Consider the following 4,307-nt stretch of genomic DNA (forward strand, 5'->3'; position numbering starts at 1 on the left):
ACGTTGACGCACCAAAGGCCCGCCATGCCGTCGATGATGCGATTGCCGTCGGAATCCCACAGGTAGACGCCCTCGGCTTTGACGATCACGCGGCTGCCGGCGCGATTGAGCGCGCCCATATCGGAAAACGGATGAAGGTGGTGGGCGGCGTCGAGCTGGCGATACTCCGCCGTACTGAACGGGTGAGCCTGCTCGCGCGTGCCGTTCGGTGATGGTTCGAGAACCTGATCCATTGTTACCTCCTTGGAAGGGAGCGGTAGGTGGGTGTCAGACGCGTATCAGACGTGCAGCAGCAAATGCTTGCGTTCCCAAGAGCTGATGACGCGGAAGAACGCGTCGTACTCCGTTTCCTTCAGCGCAAGGAAGGCCTTGACGAACGGCTCGCCGAGGATCGAGGCGAGCGGTCCCGACGCGGCCATCAACGTCAGGCCCTCCTCGAGATTGCGCGGCAATTGATAAGGCATGCGGTAGCCGTCGTTCGCGAGCGGCTCGGTGGGCGAGAGCGCCTGGGTGAGCCCGAGGTAGCCGGCAGCGAGCGTGCCCGCGATCGCGAGGTAGGGGTTGCAATCGACGCCGGGGATCCGGTTCTCGATGCGCCGTGCCGCTGGGGACGAGTGTGGGATGCGAAAGCCGACGGTGCGATTGTCGTAGCCCCACTGCACGTTGATGGGCGCGGCCATGAAGCGCGACAAGCGCCGATAGGAATTGATGTAGGGCGCAAAAATCGGCATCAGCGCAGGCGTGTACTTCTGCAAGCCGCCGATGTACTGATAGAACAGATCGGTGGGGGCGCCGTCATTGCCGCTAAACAGATTGTGGCCTGTCTCCATATCGACGATGCTTTGATGCACGTGCATCGCCGAGCCCGGTTCACCCTCCATCGGTTTGGCCATGAAGGTGGCGTACATGTGGTGGCGCAGCGCCGTTTCGCGCACCGTGCGTTTGAACAGAAAAACACGATCGGCCAGATTGAGCGGATCGCCGTGAAGAAAATTGATCTCCATCTGGGCGGCACCCACTTCGTGGATCAGCGTGTCGACCTCGAGCTCTTGAATCTCGCAATATTCGTAGATGTCTTCGAATAGCGGATCGAATTCGTTGACCGCTTCGATCGAATACGCTTGACGACCCGTTTCGGCGCGACCGGTGCGGCCCACGGGCGGCCGCAGCGGCAAGTCCGGGTCCTTGTTCATCTCGACGAGGTAGAACTCGAGCTCGGGTGCGATGACGGGCTTCCAGCCCTTGGCCGCATAGAGTTCCAGCACGCGGCGCAAGACGCGGCGCGGCGATATCGCCACCGGCGTGCCGTCGAAATGCACGCAGTCGTGGATCACTTGCGCCGTGGGATCGACGGCCCAGGGGATGAGCCGGATCGTCGAGGGATCGGGCACGCAGATCATGTCGGGATCGGTGATGCCCGTGAGATTGCCGTCGTCGGGATATTCGCCGGTCACCGTCTGGATCATGACGGCCTGCGGCAGACGCATCGATTCGCCCGATTCGAACTTGCTGCGCGGGATGATCTTGCCGCGAGCGATACCGGCCATATCGGGGATGATCGCCTCGATTTCGGTGATGTGATGCTTCCTGAGAAATTCGTCGATGTCATGCATGGCAGTTCTCGATGGTTTGTCTGATGGGCGATGAGGCGCGCGGAGCGTGGGGGCGCAGCGCCGTTGCGCTCATGCGCAGCAGCGGATGCGGTGCGAACCGACCAATGCCGGTAGGCAGCTGTGGCTCAGTCTCGATTCGATTCGGCAAGCGCAGGGCGAGCTTGGCCCTCGCGATGGACGCGATGACACAAGCGCCGAAAGGGCGCCGAAGACGAACCGGGCGTGACGAACGAGTGGGAGGCGCTACGGCAGCAGCGAAGCGACGTCGTCGATGTGAACGGCGATGTAGGCGCGTGCGGACGTGACGTTGTGACGTCGAACGCAGCGGCGTGACAGGATGGTGAAGACGGACAGGAACCGGCGGAACGCAAGCGGGCCGTTGCTGCCGTCGGCGATGGCGCGGCCGGCGCGAAGACGATTCGCGCGCGTGCTGCGGTTCCATCTAACCAAAGGGCCTCGGACTCTCACGATAAGACTCGACTCGGTGATGTGGAGGAAATCGAACGCACTGTTGCAGGACACGCATGGCGTGCAAAGAAACGGGGCGACCGGGCTTGGCCTGCGGCGGGTCCATCTTGTGCGGCGCAATGCGATGCAAAGCAGCGCACTACAGCCCTACACGAAGACGAAAAAACGGTCCGCCATGTGCCTTGACCTGTCACCCAGCATATATCAGCCAAGACGGCCGTCAATCCCGTGGGGAAAATCGGGTACGGATTAACGCTTCGTGAGGACGCCGACGCCGGCGTTTTCGGGCCCCTTTGCGACCGGCCATACGGATTCGACTGATTCTATCCAGCGGAGTTCGATGGGCGACGTCCGCGCCCGATCACGCGGAAATCACGGCAATCTCAGCGGCGCACGTTGCGTGCGATCTGCTATGACTGTGGCGGCCGCCGAAGGCGGGTGCTGCCGGACAGACTGCAGTGATGTAGCGATATTGGGATATAGGGATATCGCGGCTTAGTGTTCAACGCGCAGTCGTGGCTCGAGCGGCCAGGCACGCCGCGCCCGCATAGGTCACCCCCGCGAGTACGCCAACGACGGTGAGCGCCGTCGTGAGATGCGTGGCCAGCATCGCCGCGGCCCCGGCGAATGCGACGCCGAGCAGGCTACCTGCTTGGCGCAGCGCATTGAGCAATCCGGACGCGACGCCGGCCGATTCCGCCGGTACCTGTTCGAGGATCGTTGCAATCATCGGCGGAACTGATAGGGCCGTGCCCATGCCGAATGCCGCCATCGCTGCAATGACGAGCCCCCACGCGGCCTGCATTTCAAGCAGCGCCGTCATCGCCGGGCCGGCTACCGTGGCCGCCGCAAGACCGAACGTCATCATGCGGGCCGGGCTCAAGCGCCCTTGCAGCTTGCCGGCCAAGACATTCCCGAGCGAGAGGCTGGCCGCCATCGGCAACATCGCGAGCCCGGTGTGCCGCGCATCGAGCCCGCGCACACCGTGCAGGTACAAACTCAGCAGGAACAGCACCGCGAAGTAGCCGACATAGACGAGTGTGCCGCTCGTGTTCATGGCCACGAACTTCGGATTGCGGAACCACGCGAGCGGGACCATCGGATCGGCCGCGCGGCGTTCCGCGGCGATCAGCAGGCACGCCGAAACGACGGCGACGGCCATGGCGATCAGCACTTCGGGCGCACGTATGCCGCGCGTGGGCATCTCGATGGCCGCAAAGCAAAGCGCTGCCAGCGCGATCGTGCTCGTCAACTGGCCAGCCCAGTCGAAGCCGCGCGCGCGAGTGGACAACGCAGTTCGAACGACAGCCCACGCGCCGGCCAGCGCAACGATACCGGTCGGGACGTTCACAAGAAACGCACTGCGCCAGCCGAAGCCGTCGACGAGCAGCCCCCCGGCCACGGGCCCGATCGCCGCGGCCAGCGAGGCGATGCCGGCCCACGCAGCGATCGCGCGGGCCCGTTGCGCGGGATCGTCGAACGTGGCGCGCACGATCGCCAGCGAGGCGGGCAGAAAGAGCGCGGCGCCCATGCCCTGAACGAAGCGCGCCGCGACGAGCGTGGCGACCGAGGGCGCCAAGCCGCATGCGGCCGAAGCGGCGACGAACAGTGCGAGGCCGCAGAGGTAAACGGCCTTCGCCCCGAAACGGTCCGAGGCCACGCCGCCCGCGAGGATCAGCGCGGCGAAACTCAGCGTATAGGCATCGACGATCCATGCGAGACCCGCGACGGATGCATGCAGATGCGCGCGCATCGAGGGCAGGGCGACATTGACGATCGTGGTGTCGAGGACCGCCATGAACATGCCGCTCGCCACGAGCACTAGCGTTGCGCGTCGCCGGGCGGTCTCGGCACGCTCTGGCGCTCGGTTGGGGAGAAGGGGGTCGGCTGCGTAGTCGGCCATGTAGCACTCCGGTTGACGGCACCTTCGTGTGCCGCACATGCCTGAAAGTCTATAGAGTGACCATGCTGCGATAAAGCGGTGAATCTGCACGTCCTTGATGCAAAAATGCATCACTACGGATTCTCGTTGAATATTTACGAAGGCTCGTATCGACATTCGAGTAACTCGTCTACTATCGCGCTGCGCGCATTGCGTTAATCTTGCGCGTCGTTACTTGGAGCGTTGACAACAATGAAACGAAACAAGCCTCTAGTGTCCTGTCCCGTAAGTTCTTTGATAAATGAAATTGTCCATTTGGCTGTCAGGCAAGAAGCGAGGAGGCG

At 63.3% G+C, this 4,307-nt stretch carries 3 protein-coding genes and 1 pseudogene; all 4 read right to left on the reverse strand.

The window, feature by feature from the left end:
• Nucleotides 1–233, reverse strand: a pseudogene (locus ACTHL0_RS00460) (aspartate aminotransferase family protein); the annotation flags it as partial.
• Between the two features lie 45 nt (nt 234–278).
• Nucleotides 279–1,613: a glutamine synthetase family protein gene (locus ACTHL0_RS00465; protein ID WP_440564584.1), complete on the reverse strand. Its 1,335-nt coding sequence runs from the start codon at nt 1,611–1,613 to the stop codon at nt 279–281.
• A 243-nt stretch (nt 1,614–1,856) separates the two neighbouring features.
• The gene (locus ACTHL0_RS00470; RefSeq protein ID WP_440564585.1) at nt 1,857–2,081 is read right to left on the reverse strand and encodes a hypothetical protein; all 225 of its coding nucleotides are present in this window, start codon (nt 2,079–2,081) and stop codon (nt 1,857–1,859) included.
• 502 nt (nt 2,082–2,583) lie between these two features.
• Nucleotides 2,584–3,984: a DHA2 family efflux MFS transporter permease subunit gene (locus ACTHL0_RS00475; protein ID WP_440564586.1), complete on the reverse strand. Its 1,401-nt coding sequence runs from the start codon at nt 3,982–3,984 to the stop codon at nt 2,584–2,586.
• Nucleotides 3,985–4,307: the final 323 nt, after the last annotated feature.

This window comes from Trinickia sp. (assembly GCF_051961175.1).
Taxonomy (GTDB): Bacteria; Pseudomonadota; Gammaproteobacteria; order Burkholderiales; family Burkholderiaceae; genus Trinickia.

Bases quoted from the DNA above. Each gene is read 5' to 3' on its own strand.
- ACTHL0_RS00465 (WP_440564584.1), bottom strand. From the start codon at position 1,613: ATGCATGACATCGACGAATTTCTCAGGAAGCATCACATCACCGAAATC.
- ACTHL0_RS00475 (WP_440564586.1), bottom strand. From the start codon at position 3,984: ATGGCCGACTACGCAGCCGACCCCCTTCTCCCCAACCGAGCGCCAGAG.